Genomic DNA, 26,144 nt, shown 5'->3' with positions numbered 1-26,144 from the left:
GCCTGCCGTTTCGGCACCTGCTGGAGTTTCCATGAACCGTCCGTTGTCGCTGCTGGCGAGCGCCGTGCTCGCCGCCCTCGCCACTCCCTCCGTCTTCGCCCAGACCGCGCCCGACGCGTCCGCCGCGCCCAGCACGCTGGACACGGTGATCGTCACCGGCACCCGGGTCAGCGACCGCACCGTCGCCGAGTCGCAGTCGCCGATCGACATCATCACCCCGGAGGCACTGCAGGCCACCGGCACCTCGGAACTGGCCACCGCGCTGTCGCGCGCGCTGCCCTCGCTGAACTTCCCGCGCCCGGCGCTGACCGACGGCACCAGCGGCATCCGCCCGGCGCAGCTGCGCGGGCTCTCGCCCGACCAGGTGCTGGTGCTGGTCAACGGCAAGCGCCGCCACACCTCGGCGATGATCAACGTCAACGGCACCATCGGCCGCGGTTCCTCGGCGGTGGATCTCAACGCGATCCCGATCGCCGCGATCGAGCGGGTGGAGGTGCTGCGCGACGGCGCCTCGGCGCAGTACGGCTCCGACGCCATCGCCGGCGTGGTCAACATCGTGCTCAAGGGCGCTGGCGAAGGCGGCAGCCTGGCGGTGGAGCACGGCCAGTACTCGGCCGGCGACGGCGCCAAGTCGCAGTTGTCCGGCGACACCGGGGTCGGCTTCGGCGACGGCCGCGGCAGCCTGCACGTGGCCGGGCAGATCAGCCAACAGGACGCCACCAACCGCGCCGGTCCCTACCAGGGCACCGCACCGAACACCGGCAACTATCCCGGCATCGGCCAGACCACCTTCGTCTACGGCGATCCCAAGGTCGACGCCACCGCGGTCTCGGCCAACGGCGAGTTCCGCTTCAGCGACCACCTGACCGGCTACGCCACCGCGATCGCCAGCAACCGCGACATCACCTCGTTCGCGTTCTACCGCTCGCGCAACCACAACGGCCAGACCGCGCTGCTGGCGCAGGTCTACCCGGACGGCTACGTGCCGCAGATCGAGCAGTACTCCAAGGACCGCTCGCTGGTCGCCGGCCTGAAGGGCAGCACCGCCGGCGGCTTCGCCTGGGACATCAGCTACAACTACGGCTACAACAAGGTCGACTTCCACACCGCCAACAGCATCAACTACAGCCTCGGCGTCGACAGCCCGCGTCGCTTCTACGATGGCGCGCTGGAGTACACCCAGAACGCGGTCAACGCCGACTTCACCCAGCCGCTGGAGTGGGGCCTGGCCTATCCGGTGACGCTGTCCTTCGGTGCCGAGTACCGCCAGGAGAAGTGGAACCAGTCGCCTGGCGAGCCGGCTTCCTATACCGGCACCACCGGCGGCGCGCAGGGCTTCGCCGGTTTCGCGCCGCTCAACGCGGTGCATTCGGACCGCCACAACTACGCGGTGTACGCGGGCCTGGAAGCCGACCTCACCGACAAGTTCTCCGCCGGCCTCACCGGCCGCTACGAGGACTACTCGGATTTCGGCAGCAAGACCTCCGGCAAGCTGTCGGCGCGCTACGCGTTCACCGACAAGGTCGCGCTGCGCGGCACCGTCGCCAGCGGCTTCCGTGCGCCGTCGCTGGCGCAGCAGCAGTACCAGGCGGTGACCAGCAGCTACATCAACGGCAGCTTCTTCGAATCCGGCACCTTCCCGGTGAACAGCGCCGTGGCCCAGGCGCTGGGCGCCGCACCGCTGAAGGCCGAGACCTCGCTGTCCTACAGCCTGGGCCTGGTGCTGCAGCCGGTCGAGCGCCTGTACCTGACCGTGGACGCGTACCAGATCGAGATCGACGATCGCATCCTGCTCTCGTCCAATCTCAACGACGCGGCGGTACTGGCCAAGCTGCGCCAGCTCGGCTACAGCAACGTCACCAGCGTGCGCTACTTCAGCAACGCCGCCGACACCCGCACCCGCGGCGTCGACGTGGTCGGCACCTACAGCATCCCGTTCGCGGCCAGCACGCTGGACCTCACCGCCAGCTACGGCTACAGCAAGACCGACATCACCCACGCGGTGACCCAGCCGCAGGCGCTGGCCGCCATCGGCTCGACCCAGACCACGCTGGGCCGCGACGAGATCGGACGCCTGGAAGACAGCTACCCGAAGGACAAGCTGATCCTCAGCGGCACCTGGAAGCTGCCGAAGTGGGACCTGAGCCTGGCCGCCACCCGCTACGGCGAGTTCACCGTGCGCAATTCGGCCACCGCCGCCCGCGACCAGACCTACGGCGCGGACTGGGTGGTCGACGCCTCGGCCAGCTTCAAGCCGAGCACCAACTGGACGCTGACGCTGGGCGCGGACAACGTGTTCGACCAGTACCCGGACAAGACCGCCAACCTGATCAACTCCACCTACGGCATGCTCCCGTACAGCAACTACTCGCCGTACGGTTTCAACGGCGCCTACGTGTACGGGCGGATCAATTACCGCTGGTGATCGCGAGACCAGGCGCGCTGATAGCGCCTGCGCCGAGCACGACGACGGCCTGGGTTTCCTGGGCCGTTGTTTTTTGGGGCGGGGATTGGGGATTCGGGATTGGCAATTTATCGGTTTGCGATGTGCTCTCCTGCCTGGTTTTTTGTAGGAGCGGCTTCAGCCGCGACGCGATCGTGCACGGGTCGCGGCTGAAGCCGCTTGTGTCAAATAAGGGTCTATCGTTGCAGGTGAGAGCGGAGTGCGGCAGGCCGTTTAGCCGCAGTGCCAGCAAGCACGAGTAGGAGTCAGCGCCGCCGCACTCCGGTTCTCCTGCCTGACAAGCCCGAACAGTTGCCCGAGTGACGAGCTCGAACTCCACAAGCATGGGCATCGGCAGGAGCGCTCTCGTCCATGAGTCTACTGCGGAGAACGTCTATGCGGCGCCATGTCGGGATCGATGTATCCAAGGCCGAACTGGTCATTCATGTCCTGCCGGACGAGCAGGCCTGGACCCAACCCAATACGCCACAGGGCCAGCGCGCGCTGGCCCAACGCCTGGCGGAGCTGGGCTGCGAGCGGATCGTGCTGTACATGGCCACCTGGGCCAGCATCCGCGCCAAATCCCCCTTGGCCAACACCTACGCACGTCTGCGCGCAGCGGGCAAGCCGGCCAAGGTCGCCATCGTCGCCTGCATGCACAAGTTCCTGCGCTGGCTCAATGCCATCGCGCGCGATCACGCCCCTTACGCTCCTCCTGTCATCGCAGGTGCATGACAGTTGACTCCTACGAAACGCAACGCTAGAAACGCGCACGACGTTGCCGCACGCCGTCTCCCATGGTTGAACCGAGCGTGCCTTGCCATACCCGCCTCAACGAGCCAGACGAACGCGTCGCACGCGCTTCGGTATAGCCTCAGCAGCGTACGCCGTGGCACGCGTAGGAGCGGCTTCAGCCGCGACGCCTGATCAATGAAGCGTCGCAACTGACGGCATGGCTGAAACGACCAACCACGCGATGGCCACCTTCGACGGCACAACCGCCGGCCAATCCACACGAAGACGCCCGCAGCCCGCAGCCCGCAGCCCGCAGCCCGCAGCGTCAAGCAAGACACGCACCCCATCCCGCGCAGGCACAGCGCATGCACCGCGCCATCGCGCGCAACCCGCATTTTGTCTACAACTCCAGCAAATCCGCGGATGCGCGCTGCCGCAACGCCTGCAGCGGTGGTTGCACCTGCAACCTCCGCCCTGCGCTTAACGGAACATTGACACTCCTGACATCCGCCGGTAATCCCTAGAGAGCGTCGCCGCATCCGCCAGGGGCAAGGGGAGCGCGCATGCAGCGACGCTTCCCCCACTACTGGAGCCGCCTCCCTCATGACGCGCACGCTCACTCCGCTCGCCCACGCCGTCGCCCTGTGCCTGGCGACGTCCGCCGTTTCCGTCCATGCGCAGAACGCCGGCAACGCGCAAACGCTGGACACCGTCATCGTCACCGGCACGCGCGTGGCCGACCGCACCGTGGCCGAATCGGCGTCGCCGATCGACATCATCTCGCCGGAAACCTTGCAGTCCACCGGCACCACCGAACTGGCCACCGCGCTGTCGCGCGCGGTGCCCTCGCTGAACTTCCCGCGCCCGGCGATCACCGACGGTTCCGATGCGGTGCGCCCGGCGCAACTGCGCGGGCTTTCGCCGGACCAGGTATTGGTGCTGGTCAACGGCAAGCGCTACCACACCACCGCCCTGGTCAACCTCAACGGTGCGCAGGGCCGCGGCTCCTCACCGGCCGATCTCAACACCATTCCGATCGCCGCGGTCGAACGTATCGAAGTGCTGCGCGATGGCGCCTCGGCGCAATACGGCTCCGACGCCATCGCCGGCGTCATCAACATCGTGCTCAAGGGCAGCGGCAAGGGCGGCAGCCTGGCCGGGCGCTACGGCAAGTACAGCGCCGGCGACGGCGAGCAGTACCAGCTCTCCGGCGATGCCGGGCTCACCTTCGCCGAGACCGGCAGCGTGCACTTCGCCGCGCAGGCCGGCCACCAGGACCAGACCGACCGCGCCACGCCGTACCAGGGCCAGGTGCAACAGCGCTACGGCGATCCCGACGTCGACCAGGGCGCGTTCTCCTACAACGGCCAGTACAGCCCGGCCGACTACATCACCTTCTATTCCTACGCGATGCTCAGCCGCCGCGAAGTGCTGTCCAACGGCTACTTCCGCTGGTCCGGCGACAACCGCAACCGTCCGGAGATCTACCCGGACGGCTTCCTGCCGCAGATCTACAACGTCAGCAAGGACGTGTCCTGGGTCGGCGGGGTCAAGTCCAGCACCGCCGGCGGCCTGGCCATCGACCTCAGCTACAACTACGGCCGCAACGACCTGAGCTTCGACGTGCGCCACAGCCTCAACAACAGCCTGGGCCTGGCCAGCCCCACCGAGTTCTACGCCGGCGCGCTGCAGGTCACCCAGAACGTGCTCAACGCCGACTTCAGCAAATCGCTGGAGGTCGGCCTGGCCTACCCGCTCACCCTGGCCTTCGGCGCCGAATGGCGCGGCGAGAAGTTCAACGAATCGCCGGGCGAGCCGGCGTCCTACGTCAACGGCGGCATTCCCTCGGCCAACGGCACCCTGCTGCCGGGCGCGCAGGTGTTCGCCGGCTTCAAGCCCAGCGACTCCGGCCACTACGACCGCAACAGCTACTCGGCCTATCTGGACCTGGAAGGCGACATCACCGACAAGTTCTCCGCCGGCCTGGCCGGGCGCTACGAGAACTACAGCGACTTCGGCGACACCGCCACCGGCAAGCTGTCGCTGCGCTATGCCTTCAGCCCGAAGGTCGCGTTGCGCGCCACCGTCTCCACCGGCTTCCGTGCGCCCTCGCTGCAGCAGCAGTATTTCCAGTCGGTCGCCACCAACTTCATCAACGTCGCCCAGCCCGACGGCAGCATCGCCGCCACGCCGTTCGAGATCGGCACCTTCCGCACCGACAACCCGGCGGCGATCGCGCTCGGCGCCGAACCGCTGAAGGCCGAAAAATCCAAGAACTACGGCCTGGGCCTGGTGCTGCAGCCGGTGGACGCGCTGTACATCACCCTCGACGCCTATCGCATCGACATCGACGACCGCATCGTGCTCTCGGAGAATCTCACCTCCACGGCGGTACGCAACTACCTGCAGGGCAACGGCTACGTCGGCATCGGCGGCGGCCGCTACTTTACCAACGCCATCGACACCAAGACCCAGGGCGTGGACGCGATCGGCACCTACAAGATCGCGCTGCCAGCCAGCAGCCTCGATCTCACCGCCGGCTACAACTACAACAAGACCGACATCGAGAAGATCGCCGGCAATCCTGCGGTCCTGGAAGCGATCGACCCGACCGCGGTGCGCATCGGCCGTGCCGAGATCGGCCGCATCACCCGCGGTTCGCCGCGCGACAAGTTCTTCCTGAGCAGCGTGTGGTCGCCCGGCGCCTGGGCCTTCACCGCCACCGCCACGCGCTGGGGCGAATTCACCGACTTCGGTACCACGCCCGCCGCCGATCAGACCTATGCGGCCAAGTGGACGCTGGACCTGTCGGCGGCCTACACGCTGGGCCGCTGGCGCGTCACCGTCGGCGGCGACAACGTGCTCAACGAGTACCCCGACCGTTCGCGCGCCGGTGCCGGCACCCGCACCTATCTGCCGTACAGCACGTCCTCGCCGTTCGGCTTCAACGGCGCGTTCGCCTACGCCAACGTCAACTACAGCTGGTGATGCGTGTGCGGCGGCGGTGTCCCGAGGCACCGCCGCCGCATTTTCTATCGGCAGTCTCGATACCGCCCCGCCACGTCCGCATCGCTGACGTGTGGCATCGCCGCGCTGCAGGAATCGGATGCGTGCCCGCGCAGCAGCGATGGGATGTCGACAAGGCCTGCGCGTGCCGGCCTTGCCGATGTCGCAGGGCACCGCAGCGCATTGCGGCAGTCACCCGCTCTACGCACACGGCCGCCGCGAGGCGCCATCCCAGCGCCATCGGCAGCGACGCAGACGCGTCAAGCCTTCGTCGCGCGATCCAAGCGCATCGGGCTGCCGCATTAGCGCAATAGATTTACTCGCACCGCAACTCGCGCCCGATAGATAGAGGCATTCGACACTCAACGCCGGCGCCCATCCGCGCAACGGCGGGCAGCGAAATACGCTGCCACTGTGTTGCGAAGCTTTGCCTGCAATAAATGGCATGGAAACTGCAATGCAGTCCACGCCCGACATCCCGGCACTGCCGGGGGTCGACGCGATGTTGCGCGACCTGGGGCCATACCTGAGCAAGCCGATGCGGCGCATTTTGTGGAAATCATTCCGCATAAATAAGCGTGAGCCGCATCACAAGTATGAATCGATTGATTATTTGTCAACAGTGGCCTGTTGCGATTCGCGTAATGTGGAATCGCCTGAACGGCAGGCAAAAAATCCCTTATGGGGAAGGATCTGATTATGTGGAAAACTTCCAAATTCGCGACGCTTTCGGGCATCGCGCTTTGCTCTGCGCTGGCGTTCAATGCCTCGGCGCAGAGTTGCTGCCCGGGCGGCGGCAACGGCACGCCGATCGCCATCCGTGGGCTTGGCGAAAGCGCCCCGGCGGCGACCAACCTGTCCACCAACGCATCGGCACGCATCTACCAGTTCGAGCGTAATGGTGTGACCTACCTGCAGATCAACGACGCCACCGGCCAGGTGCGCGGCGCGATCGGCCGCGTCGGCGACACCGCCTGGGTGACGCCGATGGGTCAGGACGTGGATCGGGTGAGCACCGTCGAGACCTTCGACAGCAGCCGCGGCACCGTGGTCTACGATGCGCGCTACTTCACCGTGCAGCTGGCCAGCAGCGCCAACGGCGACGTCTGGACCGTGACCATCAAGAAGTAACGGTCTTTTGCAGCGGCTCGGAGATCAGGAAACTGATCTTTCGCTCATGACGGCGCCGGCAGGTGCCGTCATGAGCCTTCAACCGGCTCGCCAGCTCCCAGTCCATCTCGTCGGCGTTGTGCTGCTTGCGGCCGCTGCCCGGCATGGTCGTATCGGCTTCCAGCGTCACCACCACGCCGCGCTTGCCGCGCGCCGACCAGACCCGCGCCGTGATGATGTGCCGGCCCGCGTTGGGCAGGATTTCCATGGCATTGAGCACGCACCGGTACGCCGCCAGTTGCAGCCCCATCGACAGCCGCCGCGTATCGCCGTGCAGGCGCGCCTCGACCTCGGTCTCGCAGGCATTGGCGAAGGCGATGGAGTTCAGCGCGCCGTACAGGCCATGGGTTTCGATATCCAGCGGATACAGTGCGGCGACGTAATCGTCCAGCAATTGCGCCTGGATCACCCCGGTACGGTTCATTTCCATCGCCGCGGCGTAGTGACCGTGCTCCTTCAGCGTGGTGGCGATGTCGCGGCGCAGCTTGTTGATATGCACGTGGATGTCGGTGTACTCGATCACCCGGTTGCGCAGGGTGCGTTCGGCCGACATGTAGCTGGCTTGAGCGACCTGCAGTGCTTCCTGTTCGGCGAAGCCCATTCTCCGCGCCTGATCCAGTGCGCCCGCGATCTTGGTGCCCAGCACGAACAAGGTGGTGGAGCCGAACGCGACAAGCAATTGCACGTAGAACGTATCGAGATCGAACGCGCCGGCATGATGCGACTTCGGCAAGGACATCGCCACTGCAATGTCGGCCATGACGATGCCCACCGCAGCGCCGCGCCAATCATGCGAGAGCGTGAGCCAAAAGCCGGGAACGACCATCATCACCAGCAGGAACTGGCGGATCACTCCAGCAGGAGCGTTCATGGCGGTACCAAACAAAATCGCGATCACCACAGCGGCGATCAGCGAGTCCTGAACGAGCGTGCGCGGCACCGCCGCTCCTTCTCGCCTGACCCACAGCAGCGCCGGGAGCACGACAACGAGGATGCCGAGATAGTTACCTAGCCAGAACTTGAGGGCATTTTCCAAATTGATGTAGGTGGCAGGGCCGCCCAACACCCAGTTCAACGCCTTGTTGGCCAGCACGCTCCACAGCGCCATGCCCAATACAACCAGCAGCAAGCGCTCCTGCCAGGCAAAAACATCGGGGACGCGCCTGCGGAACCACAGCGGCACCAGTGCCTGGATCGGCATCAGCAGCAGCGGGCTCAGATACGCCCACACCGCACTCTGCCCTTCATCGATGAGCGGCACACGCAGAACCAGCATCGCCGCAGCGTCGCCGAGCAGCAGATAGGGCCAGAGCCGCAACGGCATGAAGAGCAAGGCGGCCACGCGCAGTCCGGCCGGCAGGAACCATTGGTCCAAAGAGAACCGCCACGCGGCCAGGTAGCCAGCGCAGTACACGGCGCTCAGGAGGAGTCCCTTCGCGAAATTATTCATTCTAGCCATGCCCCTGTCCCGGCAGGACACCAATGGGCGCAAACATACACCACGGAATGGGCCGAAACAGTAGACAGATAACGTCCACCATGCGCTGTAATGTCTTTCCTGACAGGGAGTTGCGTGCGGGCACGGTTCGCTGCGACCTCCATCCCAGTCGTGCTGTCGGGGAGCGACATTCCGAACCGTGTTGCGGCACCGCCGACGCAGCCGATTGCGCGATGATCGTCGCCACACACCCCGTCGCTCCCCCCGGCCGGCGCGACCGGAGCGACCGGGTTCCGCCACTTCCGCCAGACGCGGCTGAGTGGATCCGGGCAACGCCACACCGAGCGCCCGCCGAGCGCCGCGTCGCCGCCCGGCCCCGCCACACCGATTTGCCGACAAAAGCCCCGATCGGCGACACTCCAGGCTTCCTTGTTCTGCGATCCTGAATGCATCACGACACCAGTCTCATCGACATCATCGCGGTCGGGCTCGCGCTCGCCTTCCTCCTCGGCACGCTCGCCCATCGCCTCAAGCTCTCGCCGCTGGTCGGCTACCTGGTGGCGGGCATCTGCGTGGGGCCGTTCACGCCCGGCTTCGTCGCCGACCAGGCCCTGGCCACCCAGTTGTCGGAACTGGGGGTGATGCTGCTGATGTTCGGGGTGGGGCTGCACTTCTCGCTCGAAGACCTGATGGAAGTGAAGTGGATCGCGATCCCCGGCGCGCTGGCGCAGATCGCGGTTGCCACCCTGCTCGGCTGGGGGCTGGCCTGGAGCATGGGCTGGCCGACCCTGCACGGCCTGGTGTTCGGCCTGGCGCTGTCGGTGGCCAGTACCGTGGTGCTGCTGCGGGCGATGGAGGAACGGCGCCTGCTGGAAACCCAGCGCGGGCGCATCGCGGTCGGCTGGCTGATCGTGGAGGACCTGGTGATGGTGCTGGCGCTGGTGCTGCTGCCGGCGCTGGCCGACGCGCTCGGCGGCAAGGGCGCCGACACCGGGGCGATCCTCGGCGCGCTCGGCGTCACCCTGCTGAAGATGGCCGCGTTCGTGGCGGTGATGCTGGTGGTCGGCCGCCGCGCCATCCCGTGGGCGCTGGAGAAGGTCGCCGCGACCGGCTCGCGCGAGCTGTTCACCCTGTCGGTGCTGGCGATCGCGCTGGGCGTGGCGTTCGGCTCGGCCACCCTGTTCGGCGTGTCGTTCGCGCTGGGCGCATTCTTCGCCGGCATGCTGCTGAAGGAATCGGAACTGAGCCACAAGGCCGCCAACGACTCGCTGCCGCTGCGCGACGCCTTCGCGGTGCTGTTCTTCGTCTCGGTGGGCATGCTGTTCGACCCGCATATCCTGGTCGAGCATCCCTGGCAGGTGCTGGCCACCTTCCTGACCATCACCGTCGGCAAGTCGCTGGCCGCGTTCGTGATCGTGCGGGCGTTCGGCCACCCCACCGGGATCGCCCTGACCATCTCCACCAGCCTGGCGCAGATCGGCGAGTTCTCCTTCATCCTCGCCGGCCTGGGCGTGAGCCTGGCGATCCTGCCCGAGACCGGCCGCGACCTGATCCTGGCCGGCGCGCTGCTGTCGATCATCGCCAACCCGTTGCTGTTCAGCTGGCTGGACCGCTGGCAGGCGCGCCAGGCGGTGGAGGCGCCGGTGACGGTGGAACCGGAGCTGCCGCCGGGTCCGTCGCTGGATCTGGTCGACCACGCCATCGTGATCGGCTATGGCCGGGTCGGCAGCGCGCTGGCGGCGGTGCTGCGCGAGCGCGGCGTGCCGGTGCTGGTGATCGACGACAACCGCGACCATGTCGAACGCGCCCACGCCGACGGCATCCCCGGCATCCGCGGCAGTGCCGCCGCCGACCGCGTGCTGGCCGAGGCGCATCCGGAGAAGGCCAAGATCGCGATCCTGGCGATCCCGCAGCCGCTGGAGGCCGGCGAGGCCCTGGCCAAGCTGCGTGCGCTGAATCCTGCGCTGACCCTGCTGGCGCGCGCGCACAGCGATGCCGAGGTCAAGCACCTGCTCGACCACGGCGCCGACGGCACGGTGATGGCCGAGCGCGAACTGGCCTATTCGCTGGCGGAAATGGTGATGGCGACGCCGCCGTACCGGGGGATGCGCGCCGTCGCGCGCTGAGGCCTTGACTGCAGGGATTGGGGATTAGGGATTGGGGATTCGCAGAGCGGCTCCTCTTCGGCGAGTGAGTCGCAGCGAAAAGCGCGGTAGCGCACAGAAAGCGTCTACGGCGGCTGTGAAGACCTGCAGCGAATCTTCTTGATAAGCATTCTCGTTTGCGGCAGGATTGCGCTCCCTTCCCCAGTTCCGCTTGCCCTCCCCCATGGCCTGCAAGATCGGGTTGCTCAACTCCGTGCCCAGTGCCCTGCTGTGCGAGATGTTCGGGCATGTCGGCTACGACTTCGCGGTGCTGGACCTGGAACACGTGCTGCGCTCGCCGGCCGAGCTGGAACACGCCATCCGCGCCTGCGAGCTGGGCGGCTGCGAAGCCTGGGTGCGCGTCCCCGAGGTCGACGCCAAGCTGATCGGCCGGGTGCTCGACGCCGGCGCCCACGGCGTGGTCCTGGCCGGGCTGGACAGCGCCGAGCAGGCCGAGCGCGCGGTTGCCGCTGCGCACTTCCCGCCGCACGGCCGCCGCGGCATCACCGGTGGCCGCGTCACCGGCTTCGGCAGCGTGGCCCTGGCCGACTACATCGCCCGCAGCCGTGAGCGCCTGCGCGTGATCCCGATGATCGAAAGCGCCGCCGGCGTGCGCGCGTTGCCGCAGATCCTGCAGGTACCCGGCGTGTCGCTGGTGATGGAAGGCGCGTTGGACCTGGCGCTGGACCTGGGCGTCGGCCCGCAGCCCACCCACCCGCAGGTCTGGGAGCAGTTGCTGGCGATCGACGCGGCCTGTCGCGCCGCTGGCATTCCGTTCTGCCCCAATCCGCGCGACGCCGCGCAACGCGCGCACTGGCTGGCGCAGGCGGATCTGCAGTGGCTGTTCGCCGGCGAGGACCGCGCGCTGCTGCAGGCCGCGTTGCGCCAGCGCGCGGCCGACCTGCGCAGCCCCTGACCGTTTCGTTCCTGTTGGAGTCGTCGTCTTGATCGCTTCGCTATCCCCTTCGCTGCTGGCCGTCGCCCTCGCCGCCGCCATGCTCGCTCCCACCAGCGTGCGCGCCGAGGACACCCCGCCCGACGCCGACGCGCAGGCGCGGATCCGCCAGCTCGACGCGGTGCAGGTGAAGGGCAGCCTGCTCGGCCGCTCCACCGTCGAGGACGTGCAGCACTACGCTGGCAGCCGCCAGGTGATCGACAACGCGCAACTGCGCACCGGCGCCAACCGCTCGCTGGACGACGCGCTGCAGAAGGTGCCGGGCATCAAGGTGTTCGACGAGACCGGCACCGGCGCGCTGCCGCAGATCATGCTGCGCGGGCTGTACGAGAGCCGCAGCGGCCGCGTGCAGGTGCTGGAGGACGGCATTCCGCTGGCGCTGGCGCCGTACGGGCAGACCAGCCTGTCGCTGTTCCCGGTTGGCCTGAACCAGGTCGACCGCATCGACATCGTGCGCGGCGGCGCCGCGGTGCAGTACGGCCCTAACAACGTCGGCGGCGTGATCAACCTGATCAGCCCGGACATCCCCACCACCTGGACCACCACGCTGGGCCAGAAGGTCACCGCCGGCGGCGCCGGGCATTACCTGGGCGACACCGCGATCAGCACCGGCGGCTACGCCAGCGACACGTTCGGCCTGCAACTGGACGCCAACTGGACCAAGGGCGACTACTGGCGCGAGCACAGCGCCACCGACATCAAGAACCTGCGCCTGCGCGCGGAATGGTGGCTGGCCCCGGACAAGCTGCTCAAGGCCAGCGTGCAGCGCTATGTCGCCGACATGGACATGGCCGGCGCCTTGTCCGTCGCCGACTACCTGCGTGATTCCCGCCAGTCGACGCGGCCGCTGGACGAATTCACCGGCCGCACCACCCGCGCCTCGCTGGTCTACCAGCAGGACTTCGGCGATGTGGGGCCGTTCCAGGACCTGCGCCTGGACTGGAGCAATTTCAGCGCGCGCAGCAGCCGCAACTTCATCGTCGGCATGCGCTCGGCGTCCAGCGAGACCTGGCGCCCCGACCTGCCGCCGCAACTGCGGCAGAGCGCGCCGCGCGACTTCCGCGTCTATGGCAGCGAGCCGCGGCTGAGCTGGACGATGGGCGACGGCGCGGTGCGCCAGCAGTGGACGTTGGGCGCGCGCGCGATCAACGAAGACATCGACTTCCTGGTCGGCAACACCCGCCTCAGCGATGGCCTGTACACCCTGGTGCGCGACTGGCGCTTCAAGGACCGCGGCGCGGCGGCCTACGTGAGCGACGGGATTTCCCTGGCCGACGGCCGCGTCACCGTCACCCCCGGCCTGCGCTACGAGCAGGTCGATTCGCGCTACTACAACCTGGCCAGCGGCGCGCGCACGCGCAACAAGACCGACGACGTGCTGCCCGGCCTGACCCTGGGTTTCCAGGCCAGCCCCCAGTGGTACCTGTACGCCGACGGGCAGCGCTCGCTGCGCGCGCCGCAGGTCACCCAGATCATCTTCGGCGACAACCTCGACGCCGAACTGGCCTGGAATTACGAGGCCGGCGCGCGCTACCAGCCCAACGAACGCACCCGCGTGCAGTTCGGCGGCTACCTGATCGACTTCGACCAGCAGATCCAGCTCGACAACACCACCCGCACCTACCGCAATCTCGGCAAGACCCGCCACCAGGGCGCCGAAGTGGAAGTGCAGTGGAGCCCGGCACAACTGCGCGCGCTGACCCTCAACGCCGGTTACGCCTACCTGGACGCGCGGCAGGAATCGGGCGTGTACGACGGCAATCGCGTGCCCTACACCTCGCGCAACCAGCTCACCCTCGGTGCGTCGTACCGGCCCGACTCCGGTCATACCACCGTCGCCGTTTCCAGCTATTACTTCAGCCGCGCCTTCAGCGATGCGGCCAACACCGTGCAGGAGAACGCCATCGCCTCGGTCGGCGAACTGCCCTCCTATTGGGTGTGGAACGCGCAGCTGAGCCAGGTGCTCAGCGAAGGGACCAGCGGCAAGCTCAGCGCGTCGCTGGCGGTCAACAACCTGTTCGATCGCAAGTACTGGTACCGCGGCATCGACACCAGCCCCTGGGGCCGGCAGCCGGCGCCGGGCCGCAGCGTCACCGTCGGCCTCGAGTACACGTTCTGATCCATCCCGGCGTCGGACGACGACGCCGGACGCCGCACCACCGCGCGCCAGCACGGCGCGCCGCCGCCCGCGGGAGACGCGGGCCAGTGCAACGGACGCAGCCGCGTCCTTCCCTACCCAGCGCGCGCCCGATGCGATGCGCCAGGCAACCACGCGACCCCGCCGCAGCCGCGGCGCATGCCTCCCGTGTCCGCCTCCATGCGGCCGCGCTGGCGGCGTGCGTGCGCCTGCGCCCGACGAGACCCGCACATGACCTCGCACGACGCTCCCCTGCTGATCCTCAGCCACGTCTGCCACCCGGCGGTGACCGATGGCTTCCTCCCCGCCGCGCAGCGCCTGGGCGTGCCGGTGCTGCTGCTGACCGACCACCGCCACGCCCACCTCGAGCACTTCCGCCGCCATCCGCCGGCCGCACCGGTGCAGGTGCTGGAGTGCGACGTGTTCAATCCGCTGGGCGTGCTCGACCTGCTCGGCAGCCTGCCGCAGCCGCCGCGCGCGGTGTTCAGCAACAGCGACCACCTGCAGACCAGCGCCGCCGTGGTCGCCGCCGCGCTCGGCGTGCCCGGCAAGGATTGGCAGGTCTGCTACGCGGCCAAGAACAAGGCGGCGATGCGCCAGCGGCTGCGCGCGCTCGGCCTGCCGACGCCATGGTTCTGCAGCCTGGCGCCGGGCGCGATGCCGCCGGCGCAGGCGCCATGGCCGCTGATCGCCAAGCCGCGCGAAGGCGTGGCGAGCATGGACGTGCGCCACTGCGCCGATGCCACGGCGCTGCAGACCTATCTCGATGATTTCTGGCAGCGCCACCCGCAGCGCAGCGTGCTGCTGGAAAGCGTGCTGGACGGCCCGCTGTTCACCCTGGAAACGCTCGGCGACGGGCGCAGCCTGCAGCCGATCGGCGGCTTCGACGTGCAGCTCTCGGCGCCGCCACATTTCGTCGAGTGCGAGGCGCGCTGGCGCGGTGCCACCGACACCACGGTCGTGCAGCAGGCGCTGGCGCAACTGCAGGCGTTCGGCATCGGCTTCGGCGTGTGCCACAGCGAGTTCATCCTTACCGCCGACGGCCCGGTGCTGGTGGAGATCAACTACCGCAGCATCGGCGACGGCCGCGAATTCCTGCTCGACCGCCTGTTCGGCGGGCACTGGTTCGACAGCGTCCTCGGACTGCACCTGGGCCGGCCACTGCCCACGCTGCAGGCGCGCCGCGCGCACGCCCTGGTGCGCTACTACGTGGCCGAGCACGACGGCACGCTGGCCGTGGCCAGTGCCGACCACGCCAGCAGCGACGCGCACTGGGAAGCGCGCTACCGGCGCCTGCGGCAACCCGGCGAGGCCATCCGCCTGAGCCATTCCAACAAGGATTACCTGGGCGTGCTGGACGTGCTCGCCGACACTGAGGCGGACCTGCAGCAGGCGCTGGCCAGCACCGAGGCGTCGCTGCACTGGCGCATCGACAGCAGCATCGGAGCGGCCGCATGAGCCAGGACACCGACCGCTGCTACATCGACCTGCGCGTGATCGACGCCTGCCTGCGCGAAGACCTGCGCGGCATCGTCAGCCGCGGCGCCGCTGCCACGCCGCCGCCGGCGGTGCTCGCCGCCTGGACCCGGGCGCCCCTGCCTGCGGACGCCATCTGGTGGCGCATCGCGCACCTGCCCGACGGCGAACTGTGGCTGCCGCTGCGCCGCGCCGGCTACCTGCAGATGGTGAGCGCCTGCAGCGACGGCTGGGTGCTGCACACCGGGCAGCACAGCGCCTGCGAATCCGGCGCGGCGCAATGGCTGGCGCGGCTCGGCGCCGGGCTTGATGCGGAGACCCAGGCGCTGCACCGCGCCTACGTCGAGGAAGCCGAGTGCGCGGTGCGCCAGCGTGGGTTGGCCCGGCAGGCCTATGCGCAGCAACGGCCGCTGCTGGCCACCGCGCTGGACGCGGCCGACGCGCACGAACGCGCCTACCGCTGCGAACAACTGGCCAGCCACCGCGACCATCCGTTCTATCCCAGCGCACGCGCCAAGCTCGGCCTGGACGACGCCGACCTGCCGCGCTACGCCCCGGAATTCGGCCCCAGCTTCGCGCTGCGCTGGCTGGCGCTGCCTGTCGCGCAGGTCACCCAGACCACGCCGCCGCCGGCGTTTTGGCCGCGCCCGAGCATGCTCGGCCTGGACCCGGCGCTGGATGCCGACCATGTTGCCTGGCCGCTGCATCCGCTGATCTTCGAACGCCTGGGCGAGGACGGCTTCGCCCTGCCGGCGGGCGCGATCGCCGCGCCGCAGCCGTGGCTGCAGGTGCGGCCCTCACTGTCGCTGCGCACGGTGATTCCGCTGGCGTTTCCGGATCATCATCTGAAGCTGCCGGTGCCGATGCGCACGCTCGGCGCACTCAACCTGCGCCTGATCAAGCCGTCCACGCTGTACGACGGGCACTGGTTCGAGCGCGTGCTGCGCGACCTCGCCGCGCACGATCCGGCGCTGGGCGAACGCTACCTGCACGTGGACGAGGCGCATGCCGGCCACATCGGCGAGACCCGGCACCTGTCCTACCTGCTGCGCCGCTATCCGGCGCTGCCGGACGCAACCCTGGTGCCGGTGGCCGGCCTGTGCGCGCTGCTGCCCGATGGCCGCCCATTAGCCATGCACCTGGCCGAGCGCTTCCATGGCGGCGACATCACCGCCTGGTGGGACAGCTACCTGGCGCTGATGTGCGAGGTGCACCTGCGGCTGTGGCTGCGCTACGGCATCGCGCTGGAGGCCAACCAGCAGAACAGCGTGCTGATCTACGCCGCCGGCCGTGCGCCGCGACTGCTGATGAAGGATAACGATGCGGCGCGGGTGCTGCTGTCGCGGCTGCACGCGCAACGCCCGGCGCTGGCCGCGCTGGGCACCCCGCGCGACACACGCATCGCGGTGCAGGACGACGCCGCGCTGGCGCGGATGTTCTGCACCATCATCCTGCAACTGGACCTGCAGGCGGTGCTGGAAGGGCTGGCGGAATGGCAGCCGGGGCTGCGCGCAACGCTCTACGCGCTGCTGCGCGCACGCCTGCACGGCACCCTTCGCGCGCTGCGCGAAGAAGGCATCGACACCGCGCCGGCGCAGGCGCTGCTGGATGCACCGAAGCTGCCGGTGAAGTACCTGCTCAGCGCCGGCAGCCTGCTCGGCAAGCAGGTCACCGGCGCGGCGGACATCAACAAGTTCTATGGCGACAGCGCGCCCAACCTGCTGCGCGAGGATACGCTGGCGGCGCGGGTGGCCGCAGCCGGGACGGCACGATGAAGCGCATCCTCGGCCCGGTGCTGGCCGCGCACTACCTGGCGGCCTTCACCGCGCTGGGCATGCCGCTGTTCCTGCCGCAGGTGCTGCAGCAGCTGGCACCAGGCGCGGCGATCGGCTGGAGCGGCGTGCTATACGTGCTGCCGACGCTGTGCACCGCGCTCACCGCCAGCGCCTGGGGCCGGCTGGCGGATCGCTACGGACGCAAGCGCTCGCTGCTGCGCGCGCAACTCGGCCTGGCGGCAGGCTTCGCCATGGCCGGCTTCGCACCGAACCTGGGCTGGCTGGTCGCCGGCCTGGTCGTGCAGGGCGCCTGCGGCGGCTCGCTGGCCGCGACCAACGCCTATCTCAGCAGCCAGTCGCAGCACGGCTCGCTGGCGCGGGCGCTGGACTGGACCCAGTTCTCGGCGCGACTGGCGATGGTCACCGCCCCCGCCCTGCTCGGCCTGGCCACCACGCTGGGCCCGGCGCAGTCGCTGTACCGCTACCTGGCGCTGCTGCCGCTGCTCGCCTTCGCGCTCAGCTGGCGCTTGCCGGACGATCCGCCGCGCGCGCCCGCGCCAGTCGTATCCACGCCCGCGGTGCCGCACACGGATGCGGCGCAGCGCCGCCAGCGCTGGGCGCTGTGGACCACGCAGTTCCTGTTCTGCTTCGCGATGGTGGTGACCTTCCCCTACTTCCTGCCGTATGCGCAGGCGCACGGCATCGGCAGCAGCGCGGTCGCCGGCCTGCTGTACAGCCTGCCGCACCTGGTCTACCTGGTGCTGATGCCGTGCTGGCGCGGCCGCGACCACCGCGCGTCGCCGCTGCCGGCGGGCCTGGCGCTGTTCGCGCTGGCCTGCCTGCTGCAGATGGCGCCGCCCGCGCCGGGCTGGCTGATCGCGGCGCGGCTGCTGTTCGGCCTGGGCATGTGGATGGCCCTGCGCGGCCTCAACCGCAGCCTGGCCGAGATCGCCGGCGGGCGCGGCGCCGGCCAGTTGTTCGGCCGTTTCGATGCTGCCGGCAAGTACGCCGGCGTCGCCGGCGGCGCCCTCGCCGGCGCCCTAGTGCAAGGCCATGGCCTGGCCGTGCCGTTCCTCGCCGCCGCCGCGGCCGCCCTGCTGGCGCTGCTGCCGGCCCTGATGCTCACGTCCGTTCGGAGAACCGTCCATGTCCCCGTTGCCGATGCATGACCCTTGGTACGACAGCCTGGCGCAAGCGCAGGCGATCACCTGCTGGCTCAACTGCTACCTGCGCGAAGTCGCGCTCGGTCGCGGCCTGGCCGACTTCGACTATCGCGGCCTGGACCGGCCCGGCATCGCCGCCGCCGGCGAGCGCTGGCTGCGCCTGCGCCTGCCCTCCGGCGCCACGCTGTGCGTGCGCCTGGCGCATGCCGACGGCCTGGGCCGCTGCCGCTTCGCCTCGGCGCCCTACCTCAAGGCCGACGGGCGTCCCTGGCACTGCCTGGACGCAGAGGCGCTGGTGCGCCGGCTGTTGCAGGAACTGAGCGAAGGCGAACAGGCGCCGAACCTGGAACTGCTGGCGCAGAGCGCCAACAGCATCGCCATCACCGCGCAGTTGCTGCGCCAGGCCGAGGCCGCCCCGGCCACCGGCGAAGCGCTGATCGATGCCGAGCAGTCGATGCTGTGGGGCCACGCCTTCCATCCCACGCCCAAGAGCCGCGAAGGCGTGCCGCTGGACCAGGTGCTGGCCTGCGCACCGGAAGCGCGCAGTGCCTTCCCGCTGTTCTGGTTCCGCATCGACCCACGCCTGTACCGCGCGCAGGGCGACGACGTGCGCGCCACACTGGCGCAGGCCGGCGGCGGTGCCGACCTGTATCCGTGCCACCCATGGGAAGCCGAGCGCGTGCTGGCGCATCCGCTGCTGCGCCAGGCGCAGGCGCGCGGCTGGATCGAGCCGCTGGGCGAACGCGGCCTGGCGCTGCGCCCGACCTCGTCGGTGCGCACGCTCTACCACGCCGAGCTCGATCATTTCCTCAAGCTGTCGGTGCACGTGCGCCTGACCAACTGCGTGCGCAAGAACGCCTGGTACGAACTGGAAAGCGCGGTGGCGCTGACCCGCCTGCTGGCCCCGGACTGGCAGGCGCTGGCGCAGCGCGTGCCCGGCTTCCACGTGCTGCTGGAGCCGGCCGCCACCGACCTGGACTTCTCCGCGCTGGACGCCGATGCGCAGGCCTGCCGCGAACTGGGCGAGAGCTTCGGCGTGCTGTACCGGCAGGCGATCCCCGCGGCGCAGCGGGCGCGCTATCGCCCGCAGGTGGCCGGTGCGCTGTTCACCAACGACGCGCGCGGCCAGCCGGCCTGCACCGCCGCGCTTCAAACACTGGCGCAACGCAGCGGCAGCAGCCTGGAGGCAGCCACTGCGGCCTGGTTCCGCGCTTACGCGCAGTTGCTGCTGGATGGCGTGTGGAGCGCCTGGTTCGGCTACGGCATCGTGCTCGAGCCGCACCTGCAGAACACCGTGATCGGCTGCGAAGACGGCCTGCCGACACAGGTGTGGATCCGCGACCTGGAAGGCACCAAGCTGCTGCCGTCGCGCTGGCCGGCCGCGCGCCTGCCCGGCATGTCCGAGACCGCGCGGCAGTCGCTGTACTACAGCGCCGAACGCGGCTGGAACCGCATCGCCTACTGCGCACTGGTCAACAACCTGGCCGAAGCGATCTTCCACCTCGCCGATGGCCACGACCGCCGCGAACGCCAGCTATGGCAGATCGTCGGCGACATCGCGCGCGCATGGCAGCAGCGCCACGGCACGCAACCGGCACTGCAGGCCCTGCTCGACGGCGCGCCGCTGCCGGCCAAGAACAACCTGCGCCTGCGCCTGCTGCAACGCGCCGACCGCCATGCCGACTACAGCTTCCTGCCCAACCCGATCGGCAGCGCCGCGCTGCGGCAGGCGGCGGCATGAGTCTGCGCATCGATCCCGCCCCACTGCAGGCGGCGCTGGCGCAGTTGCGCGCGCAGGCGGACGGCCCGGTCTGCGCCTACGTCTACGACCTGGCGGCGCTGCAGGCGCATGCGGCGATGCTGCGCGCACACCTGCCTGCCGAGTGCGAGCTGTTCTATGCGGCCAAGGCCAATGCCGAACCGCCGGTGCTGCGCACACTGGCGCCGTGGGTGGACGGTTTCGAGGCGGCCTCCGGCGGCGAACTGCAATGGCTGCACACGCATCAGCCAGGCCGCCGGCTGCTGTTCGGCGGCCCCGGCAAGCTCGACAGCGAACTGCAGTTGGCCGCCAGCCTCCCCGACTGCAGCGTGCACGTGGAAAGCCTGGGCGAGCTGCAGCGGCTGGCGCGCATCGCCGCATCGAGGGAGCGGCCGCTGTCGGTCTTCCTGCGCCTGAACATCATGGTGCCGGGCATGCAGGACACGCGCCTGGTGATGGGCGGGCGGCCCTCGCCGTTCGGCCTGGACGTGGACGACCTGGACGCGGCCATGCAGGTGCTGCGTGGCGCGCGCGGACTGCGCCTGGATGGCTTCCACTTCCACCTGCTGTCGCACCAGCGCGATGCGCACCTGCAATTGCGCCTGATCGCGCACTACCTGCAGACCGTGCAGGGCTGGCGCCAGGCCTACGCGCTTGGGTCGCTGACGGTGAATGCCGGCGGCGGCTTCGGCGTGGACTACGCCGATCCGGCGGCTTCGTTCGACTGGGCCGCGTTCTGCGCGGGCCTGCCGACGCTGCTGCGCACGCATGGCGAAGGCCTGCGCCTGCGCCTGGAGCCGGGCCGCTACGTCAGCGCCGCCTGCGGCTGGTACCTGATGGAAGTGCTGGACATCAAGCGCAGCCATGGCGCGCAGTTCGCCATCGGCCGCGGCGGTACCCATCATTTCCGCACGCCTGCCGCGCAGGGCCACGACCATCCATTCCTGGTCCTGCGCGGCACCCAGCCGCCGGTGCTGCGCGATGCGCGGGTGACCCTGGTCGGCCAGCTGTGCACGCCCAAGGACGTGCTGGCCCGCGACCAGCCGGTGGCCGCGCTGGCGCCGGGCGACTGCCTGGCGTTCCCGCTGGCCGGCGCCTACGCCTGGAACATCTCGCACCAGCAGTTCCTGATGCATCCGCCGCCGCAGATGCTGTTCCTCGACGGCCCTGCGCAGGCCGCCGATGCCATGCCGCAGCGCCGCATTGCCGACCCGGCCACCGCCGCGTCATGATCCGCTCGCCCGTGCCGGCGCATCCTGCCGGCACACCCTCCGGAGCTGCCGCCATGACCCGTTCCGCTCGCTTCGCCGCCACCTGTTTGCTGCTGAGCTTCACCGCCGCACCGCTGCTGGCCACCGCCGCGCCCAAGCCACCGACCGCACAACAGACCCTGATGGCCAAGTGTTCGGCCCAGAACAAGGGCAAGAAAGGCGACGAGTACAAGAGCGCGCAGAAGGCCTGCCTCAGCGGTGGCAGCGCACCGGCAGCGGGCAACGCCTCGCAGCAACGGATGAAGGACTGCAACGCGCAAGCCGCGACGCAGAAGCTGCAGGGCGACGCCCGCAAGACCTTCATGAGCGGTTGTCTGAAGAAGCAGTGAGCCGACTAGCCCCTCTCCCACCGGGAGAGGGGTTGGGGTGAGGGTACGTCGCGTAGCGTCTCGCGATGTCTAGGTGCACGAGGCTGCGCCCGTACCCTCATCCGCCCCTTCGGGGCACCTTCTCCCGGAGGGAGAAGGGAAAGCGCTAGCCCCTCTCCCCCCGGGAGAGGGGTTGGGGGTGAGGGTACGTCGCCTAGCGTCTCGCGATGGTTGGGTGCACGAGGCTGCGCCCGTACCCTCATCCGCCCCTGCGGGGCACCTTCTCCCGGAGGGAGAAGGAAAAGCGCTAGCCCCTCTCCCCCCGGGAGAGGGGTTGGGGTGAGGGTGCGGCGCGTAGCGTCTCGCGATGTCTAGGTGCACGAGGCTGCGCCCGTACCCTCATCCGCCCCTGCGGGGCACCTTCTCCCGGAGGGAGAAGGAAAAGCGCTAGCCCCTCTCCCCTCTGGAGAGGGGTTGGGGTGAGGGTACGACAGCCAGCGAGGCCAACAACAACCGCATTGCCAACCGCCACTGCTCCTACGAATCCCGACTCCCCACTCCCGAATCCCCGCCACTCAACGGCAAACCCGCATGATCCACCGGGATCGGCGCATAGTCCTCGCCGAACGCCACTTCGCCCGGCGTCCACCCCGAGCGGCGCCGCACCGCCCCCCAGAAACGCTTGAGCCCTTCCACCTGCAGCGCCACCAGGCCCAGCTCGTTGTCGCGGTCCACCATCGGATCGCCCACCCCGGTCGGCCGCACCGGCTCGCCGTACAGCGCGGTGCCGAACAGCACGTCCCAGAACGCAAACACCTGGCCGAAGTTGCAGTTGTGCAGCCCCGGCCGCTCCGGGTCCACGCGCATGTGGTGCAGGCGGTGGAACGGCGGATCGACCAGAATCTTGTTGAGCACCGGGCCGAAGCCGAAACGGGTGTTGGCGTGCGACAGATTCTGCACCAGCTCGCCGAGCAGCATCAGCCAGGCGAACTCGTCGGCCTCGATGCCGAACGCGATGCCCACCGCGGCCAGCACGAACGACTGCAGCATGCCGTCCAGGTAGTTGCTGCGGTCGTTGGCCCAGCAGCTGAGCTGGCGCTGGCTGTGGTGCATGCTGTGCATCGCCCACCACCACGGCATCCAGTGCTGCACCCGGTGCATCCAGTAATAGGTGAAGTCGTAGGCCAGGTAGTACAGCGCGAACAGCACCAGCGGATGCTGGTCCAGCCACGGCCACAGATGGCGCAGGCCGGTCTCCGGCGCCGCCGCGGCGTTGGGGTCGGCGCCGCCCAGCGCGTTCACCACCGGAGTGAGGATCAGGAACGAGAACAGCGGGAACACCCCGATCAGCATCAACCAGGTGTAGTGGAAGTCGATCCGCGCCAGTCGCCGATGTTCCCAGCGCTCGGCCGGCCACAGGCTCTCCAGCGGCCGGAACAGCACGCCGATGATGGACAGTTGCAGCGCGGCCACCAGCAGCGAGGCGGCGATGTCGTGCGGATCGTCGCTGAGCCCGGTCAGGTGCAGCGCCGCCAGCAGCGGCGCCACCGCATGGCTGGCGACCAGGTCGACCAGCGTGGACCAGGCGTGGGCAATGGACGAGACCAGGGCGATGACAGGCATGCAGAAGCGGCGATGGGGGCGCGACGGCCGGCGCGACAGCATGCGGTCGCTGGCTTTCGCCAAGCTGTCCGCGCCGGCCGATGCCGGCCGCGCGCGGTGGCGCTAGTGCGCCGCGACGGCGTCGGCCCGCCGGCTCGGCAGCAGCGCCGCGACGATGCCCAGCAGCGGCAGGAACGACATCACCTGGTACACGAAGACGATCCCGCGGTGGTCGGCGAGCAGCCCCAGCACCGCCGCGCCCAGCCCGCCCATGCCGAAGGCGAAACCGAAGAACAGCCCGGAGATGGTGCCGATGCGCCCGGGCATCATCTCCTGCGCGTACACCAGGATCGCCGAGAACGCCGAGGACAGCACGAAGCCGATCAGCACGGTCAGCGCGGTGGCCGCATGCAGGCCCACGTGCGGCAGCGCCAGCGCGAACGGCGCCACGCCCAGGATCGACACCCAGATCACCGGCTTGCGGCCGATGCGGTCGCCGACCGGGCCGCCGATCAGCGTGCCCAGCGCCGAGGCCAACAGGAACGCGAACAGATGCAACTGCGCGCTCTGCACCGAGACGCCGAAGCGCTGGATCAGGTAGAACGTGTAGTAGCTGCTCAGCCCGGCGATGTAGAAATACTTGGAGAAGATCAGCAGCAGCAGGATGCCGACGATGCGCACCACCATGGCGCGCGGCAGCGCCGGCACCGCGGCGACCGGCCGCGGCGCCGCGCGCGCGGCCTGCAGGTGCAGCGCGTACCAGCGCCCGACGTAGGACAGCAGAGCGATGCCGAGCAACGCCGCGCCGCCGAACCAGGCCACGCTGTGGCGGCCGTTGGGCACGATCACCGCCGCGGCGATCAGCGGCCCCAGCGCGGTGCCGGTATTGCCGCCGACCTGGAACACCGATTGCGCCAGGCCATGGCGGCCGCCCGAGGCCAGCCGCGCGATGCGCGAGGATTCGGGATGGAAGATCGCCGAGCCGATCCCGACCAGCGCCGCGGCCAGCAGCACCATGGCGAAGCTGGGCGCGTAGGCCAGCAGCAACAGGCCGCACAGCGTGGAGCTCATGCCCAGCGGCAGCGAGTACGGCGCCGGACGGCGATCGGTGCGCAGCCCGATCAGCGGCTGGAACAGCGAGGCGGTGATCTGGTACGTGAGAGTGATCAGGCCGACCTGGGCGAAGCTGAGCTGGAACTGGCCCTTGAGCACCGGGTACAGCGCCAGGATCAGCGACTGCATCATGTCGTTGATCAGGTGCGAGGAGGTGATCGCGGCGAGCACGCCGGCGGCGACCTTGCGCGGGGCGGCGGTGCCGGCAGGCGAGGAAACGACGGGGGCGGCAGGACGCAAAGTGGACATGGCGGGACGGGCATTGCCGGAAGTGCGTGCATGGTAGGCTGCCCTGCCTCGACCTTCTTGCGCGACATGCCCAGCAACCATCGCAAAAAGGGCGCATTGGTGCCGCGCTCCACGCGCAACGCGGACGACGCGCCCGCCGACGTGGTGTGCAAGGCCGTCGACTACGCACCCGACAGCGCCATCGCCCCGCACCGCCATGCGCGTCACCAGTTGATCTACGCAGTGTCCGGACTGATGGTGGTGCGTTCGGGCCAGGGCCACTGGGTGGTGCCGAGCACGCGCGCGCTGTGGATTCCCGCCGGCACCGAGCACAGCGTGCGCTGGATCGGCAGCCTGCACATGCGCAGCCTGTACATCCGCCCCGCCGCGATCGCCGGCATGCCCGACACGCCGGCAGTGATGGCGGTGGAGCCGCTGCTGGAAGCGCTGATCCGCAGCGCCGCGGAGATCCCCTGGGACCACGCCGCCGACTCGCGCGACGGACGGCTGATGCGGCTGATCCTGGACGAACTGCACGCGCTGCCGGCGCTGCCGCTATACCTGCCGCAGCCGCGCGATGCGCGCCTGCTGCGCATCGGCGCCGCGCTCGACGCCGACCCGGCCGATGCCACCACCCTGCACGCCTGGGCCACGGCACTAGGCGTGGACGTCAAGACCATCCAGCGCCTGTGCCAGCGCGAACTGCGGATGCGCTTCGGCCAGTGGCGCCAGCAACTGCGCCTGCTGCGCGGGCTGGAACGGCTGGCCGCTGGCGACCGCATCATCGACGTGGCCGTGGAACTGGGCTACGACAGCCCCAGCGCGTTCACCGCCATGTTCAAGCGCCAGTTCGGGCAGCCGCCGAGCCAGTTCTTCCGCTAGCGGCATCCGCGACGCGGCGGCGGCGCATCGACCGCGCAGCCACGCCACCACCGCCCACGCGCGCGATGTCCGCGCGGCCAGGCGCGCGAGTCCAGACCTGCAGCGCGCGACCGCTCACGGCACCTGCGATCAGGCGCGGGACTTGGACGTGGCCGCGGCGGACGCGCGACGCGCGCTGATGCGCTCGACCGTCTGCATGTGCTGTGTGCCCCACTCGCACAGCCCTGCCAGCGCCGCCGCCAGGGACTGCCCGAACGGCGTCAGCGCGTACTCGACCCTGGGCGGGATCTCCTGGAAATCGATGCGCGCCACGACCTGGTCGCGTTCCAGTTCCTTGAGCTGCTGGATCAGCACCTTGTCGGTCACCCCGCCGATGGCACGCCGCAGTTCGCCGTAACGGTGCACCTGCTTCGCCAGGTGGTAGAGGATCAGCGGCTTCCACTTGCCGCCGAGCACGGACAGCGCGGCCTCGAGACCGCAGCTGAAAGTGGGGTTCGCCATGGTCCGACCGCTCCGAAGGTACTTACCAAATGGTGCAT

At 69.3% G+C, this 26,144-nt stretch carries 19 protein-coding genes; 15 read left to right on the top strand and 4 right to left on the bottom strand.

What is annotated here, in order from left to right; genetic code table 11:
- Positions 1–31: 31 nt before the first annotated feature.
- The 5 genes from AC1G9L_RS06735 (at position 32) to AC1G9L_RS06715 (ending at position 7,315) form a co-directional block, all read left to right on the top strand.
- Positions 32–2,425 (top strand): TonB-dependent receptor domain-containing protein, encoded by a 2,394-nt coding sequence (locus AC1G9L_RS06735; protein WP_019799628.1) that lies wholly within the window; start codon positions 32–34, stop codon positions 2,423–2,425.
- Between the two features lie 414 nt (positions 2,426–2,839).
- Positions 2,840–3,178: a hypothetical protein gene (locus AC1G9L_RS06730; protein ID WP_481070547.1), complete on the top strand. Its 339-nt coding sequence runs from the start codon at positions 2,840–2,842 to the stop codon at positions 3,176–3,178.
- Between the two features lie 603 nt (positions 3,179–3,781).
- The gene (locus tag AC1G9L_RS06725; protein WP_019799877.1) at positions 3,782–6,166 is read left to right on the top strand and encodes a TonB-dependent receptor domain-containing protein; all 2,385 of its coding nucleotides are present in this window, start codon (positions 3,782–3,784) and stop codon (positions 6,164–6,166) included.
- Positions 6,167–6,641: 475 nt separating this feature from the next.
- Complete coding sequence (locus AC1G9L_RS06720; RefSeq protein ID WP_481070546.1) at positions 6,642–6,881, top strand: hypothetical protein; 240 nt, start codon at positions 6,642–6,644, stop codon at positions 6,879–6,881.
- Between the two features lie 2 nt (positions 6,882–6,883).
- A complete protein-coding gene (locus tag AC1G9L_RS06715) occupies positions 6,884–7,315 on the top strand; it encodes a hypothetical protein (RefSeq protein WP_019799876.1) in 432 nt (143 codons plus the stop codon).
- On the opposite strand, the gene AC1G9L_RS06710 is transcribed toward AC1G9L_RS06715, so the two are convergent.
- Positions 7,305–8,813: an MASE1 domain-containing protein gene (locus AC1G9L_RS06710; RefSeq protein WP_481070545.1), complete on the bottom strand. Its 1,509-nt coding sequence runs from the start codon at positions 8,811–8,813 to the stop codon at positions 7,305–7,307. The two genes, AC1G9L_RS06715 and AC1G9L_RS06710, sit on opposite strands and share 11 nt — an antisense overlap.
- Before the next feature lie 425 nt (positions 8,814–9,238).
- On the opposite strand from AC1G9L_RS06710, the gene ybaL reads away from it, so the two are divergent.
- From ybaL to AC1G9L_RS06665, 9 genes are all read left to right on the top strand, one after another.
- Positions 9,239–10,918: a YbaL family putative K(+) efflux transporter gene (gene ybaL / locus AC1G9L_RS06705; RefSeq protein ID WP_019799874.1), complete on the top strand. Its 1,680-nt coding sequence runs from the start codon at positions 9,239–9,241 to the stop codon at positions 10,916–10,918.
- Positions 10,919–11,120: 202 nt separating this feature from the next.
- Positions 11,121–11,852, top strand: a complete 732-nt coding sequence (locus AC1G9L_RS06700) for an HpcH/HpaI aldolase family protein (RefSeq protein WP_481070544.1) — start codon at positions 11,121–11,123, stop codon at positions 11,850–11,852.
- A gap of 79 nt (positions 11,853–11,931) precedes the next feature.
- On the top strand, positions 11,932–14,010 hold the full coding sequence (locus AC1G9L_RS06695; protein ID WP_481071040.1) for a TonB-dependent receptor family protein: 2,079 nt from the start codon (positions 11,932–11,934) through the stop codon (positions 14,008–14,010).
- Between the two features lie 249 nt (positions 14,011–14,259).
- Positions 14,260–15,486, top strand: a complete 1,227-nt coding sequence (locus AC1G9L_RS06690; protein WP_481070543.1) for an ATP-grasp domain-containing protein — start codon at positions 14,260–14,262, stop codon at positions 15,484–15,486.
- A complete protein-coding gene (locus tag AC1G9L_RS06685; RefSeq protein WP_481070542.1) occupies positions 15,483–17,279 on the top strand; it encodes an IucA/IucC family protein in 1,797 nt (598 codons plus the stop codon). Before AC1G9L_RS06690 ends, AC1G9L_RS06685 begins: the two co-directional genes overlap by 4 nt.
- Positions 17,276–18,448 carry an MFS transporter gene (locus tag AC1G9L_RS06680; protein WP_481070541.1) on the top strand — a complete coding sequence of 391 codons (1,173 nt, stop codon included), beginning with the start codon at positions 17,276–17,278 and terminating at the stop codon, positions 18,446–18,448. The genes AC1G9L_RS06685 and AC1G9L_RS06680 overlap by 4 nt, the downstream gene beginning before the upstream one ends.
- Positions 18,426–20,183 carry an IucA/IucC family protein gene (locus AC1G9L_RS06675; RefSeq protein ID WP_481070540.1) on the top strand — a complete coding sequence of 586 codons (1,758 nt, stop codon included), beginning with the start codon at positions 18,426–18,428 and terminating at the stop codon, positions 20,181–20,183. Before AC1G9L_RS06680 ends, AC1G9L_RS06675 begins: the two co-directional genes overlap by 23 nt.
- The gene (locus AC1G9L_RS06670; protein ID WP_481070539.1) at positions 20,180–21,433 is read left to right on the top strand and encodes a type III PLP-dependent enzyme; all 1,254 of its coding nucleotides are present in this window, start codon (positions 20,180–20,182) and stop codon (positions 21,431–21,433) included. The genes AC1G9L_RS06675 and AC1G9L_RS06670 overlap by 4 nt, the downstream gene beginning before the upstream one ends.
- A gap of 53 nt (positions 21,434–21,486) precedes the next feature.
- Positions 21,487–21,801 carry a PsiF family protein gene (locus tag AC1G9L_RS06665; protein ID WP_019801875.1) on the top strand — a complete coding sequence of 105 codons (315 nt, stop codon included), beginning with the start codon at positions 21,487–21,489 and terminating at the stop codon, positions 21,799–21,801.
- A 516-nt stretch (positions 21,802–22,317) separates the two neighbouring features.
- Here AC1G9L_RS06665 and AC1G9L_RS06660 read toward each other — a convergent pair.
- Both AC1G9L_RS06660 and AC1G9L_RS06655 read right to left on the bottom strand, forming a co-directional pair.
- Entirely contained in the window at positions 22,318–23,403 is a 1,086-nt protein-coding gene (locus AC1G9L_RS06660; RefSeq protein WP_481070538.1) for a sterol desaturase family protein, read from the bottom strand.
- Positions 23,404–23,505: 102 nt separating this feature from the next.
- A complete protein-coding gene (locus AC1G9L_RS06655) occupies positions 23,506–24,744 on the bottom strand; it encodes an MFS transporter (protein ID WP_481070537.1) in 1,239 nt (412 codons plus the stop codon).
- A gap of 57 nt (positions 24,745–24,801) precedes the next feature.
- Here AC1G9L_RS06655 and AC1G9L_RS06650 point away from each other — a divergent pair, with 57 nt between their 5' ends.
- Positions 24,802–25,605, top strand: coding sequence for an AraC family transcriptional regulator (locus tag AC1G9L_RS06650; protein WP_481071038.1), 804 nt, complete (start codon positions 24,802–24,804; stop codon positions 25,603–25,605).
- A 129-nt stretch (positions 25,606–25,734) separates the two neighbouring features.
- On the opposite strand, the gene AC1G9L_RS06645 is transcribed toward AC1G9L_RS06650, so the two are convergent.
- The gene (locus tag AC1G9L_RS06645) at positions 25,735–26,106 is read right to left on the bottom strand and encodes a winged helix-turn-helix transcriptional regulator (RefSeq protein ID WP_019801441.1); all 372 of its coding nucleotides are present in this window, start codon (positions 26,104–26,106) and stop codon (positions 25,735–25,737) included.
- Between the last annotated feature and the right edge of the window lie 38 nt (positions 26,107–26,144).

It is taken from the genome of Xanthomonas sp. NCPPB 1132, assembly GCF_056629235.1.
This window is presented reverse-complemented; position numbering and strand designations above follow the sequence as displayed.

Coding starts and splice junctions, on each gene's coding strand:
- AC1G9L_RS06670 (WP_481070539.1), top strand. CDS start 20,180: ATGAGTCTGCGCATCGATCCCGCCCCACTGCAGGCGGCGCTGGCGCAG.
- AC1G9L_RS06715 (WP_019799876.1), top strand. CDS start 6,884: ATGTGGAAAACTTCCAAATTCGCGACGCTTTCGGGCATCGCGCTTTGC.
- AC1G9L_RS06655 (WP_481070537.1), bottom strand. CDS start 24,744: ATGTCCACTTTGCGTCCTGCCGCCCCCGTCGTTTCCTCGCCTGCCGGC.
- AC1G9L_RS06700 (WP_481070544.1), top strand. CDS start 11,121: ATGGCCTGCAAGATCGGGTTGCTCAACTCCGTGCCCAGTGCCCTGCTG.
- AC1G9L_RS06720 (WP_481070546.1), top strand. CDS start 6,642: ATGCAGTCCACGCCCGACATCCCGGCACTGCCGGGGGTCGACGCGATG.
- AC1G9L_RS06710 (WP_481070545.1), bottom strand. CDS start 8,813: ATGGCTAGAATGAATAATTTCGCGAAGGGACTCCTCCTGAGCGCCGTG.
- AC1G9L_RS06675 (WP_481070540.1), top strand. CDS start 18,426: ATGTCCCCGTTGCCGATGCATGACCCTTGGTACGACAGCCTGGCGCAA.
- AC1G9L_RS06735 (WP_019799628.1), top strand. CDS start 32: ATGAACCGTCCGTTGTCGCTGCTGGCGAGCGCCGTGCTCGCCGCCCTC.
- AC1G9L_RS06690 (WP_481070543.1), top strand. CDS start 14,260: ATGACCTCGCACGACGCTCCCCTGCTGATCCTCAGCCACGTCTGCCAC.
- AC1G9L_RS06730 (WP_481070547.1), top strand. CDS start 2,840: ATGCGGCGCCATGTCGGGATCGATGTATCCAAGGCCGAACTGGTCATT.
- AC1G9L_RS06725 (WP_019799877.1), top strand. CDS start 3,782: ATGACGCGCACGCTCACTCCGCTCGCCCACGCCGTCGCCCTGTGCCTG.
- AC1G9L_RS06665 (WP_019801875.1), top strand. CDS start 21,487: ATGACCCGTTCCGCTCGCTTCGCCGCCACCTGTTTGCTGCTGAGCTTC.
- AC1G9L_RS06660 (WP_481070538.1), bottom strand. CDS start 23,403: ATGCCTGTCATCGCCCTGGTCTCGTCCATTGCCCACGCCTGGTCCACG.
- AC1G9L_RS06695 (WP_481071040.1), top strand. CDS start 11,932: ATGCTCGCTCCCACCAGCGTGCGCGCCGAGGACACCCCGCCCGACGCC.
- ybaL (WP_019799874.1), top strand. CDS start 9,239: ATGCATCACGACACCAGTCTCATCGACATCATCGCGGTCGGGCTCGCG.
- AC1G9L_RS06680 (WP_481070541.1), top strand. CDS start 17,276: ATGAAGCGCATCCTCGGCCCGGTGCTGGCCGCGCACTACCTGGCGGCC.
- AC1G9L_RS06645 (WP_019801441.1), bottom strand. CDS start 26,106: ATGGCGAACCCCACTTTCAGCTGCGGTCTCGAGGCCGCGCTGTCCGTG.
- AC1G9L_RS06685 (WP_481070542.1), top strand. CDS start 15,483: ATGAGCCAGGACACCGACCGCTGCTACATCGACCTGCGCGTGATCGAC.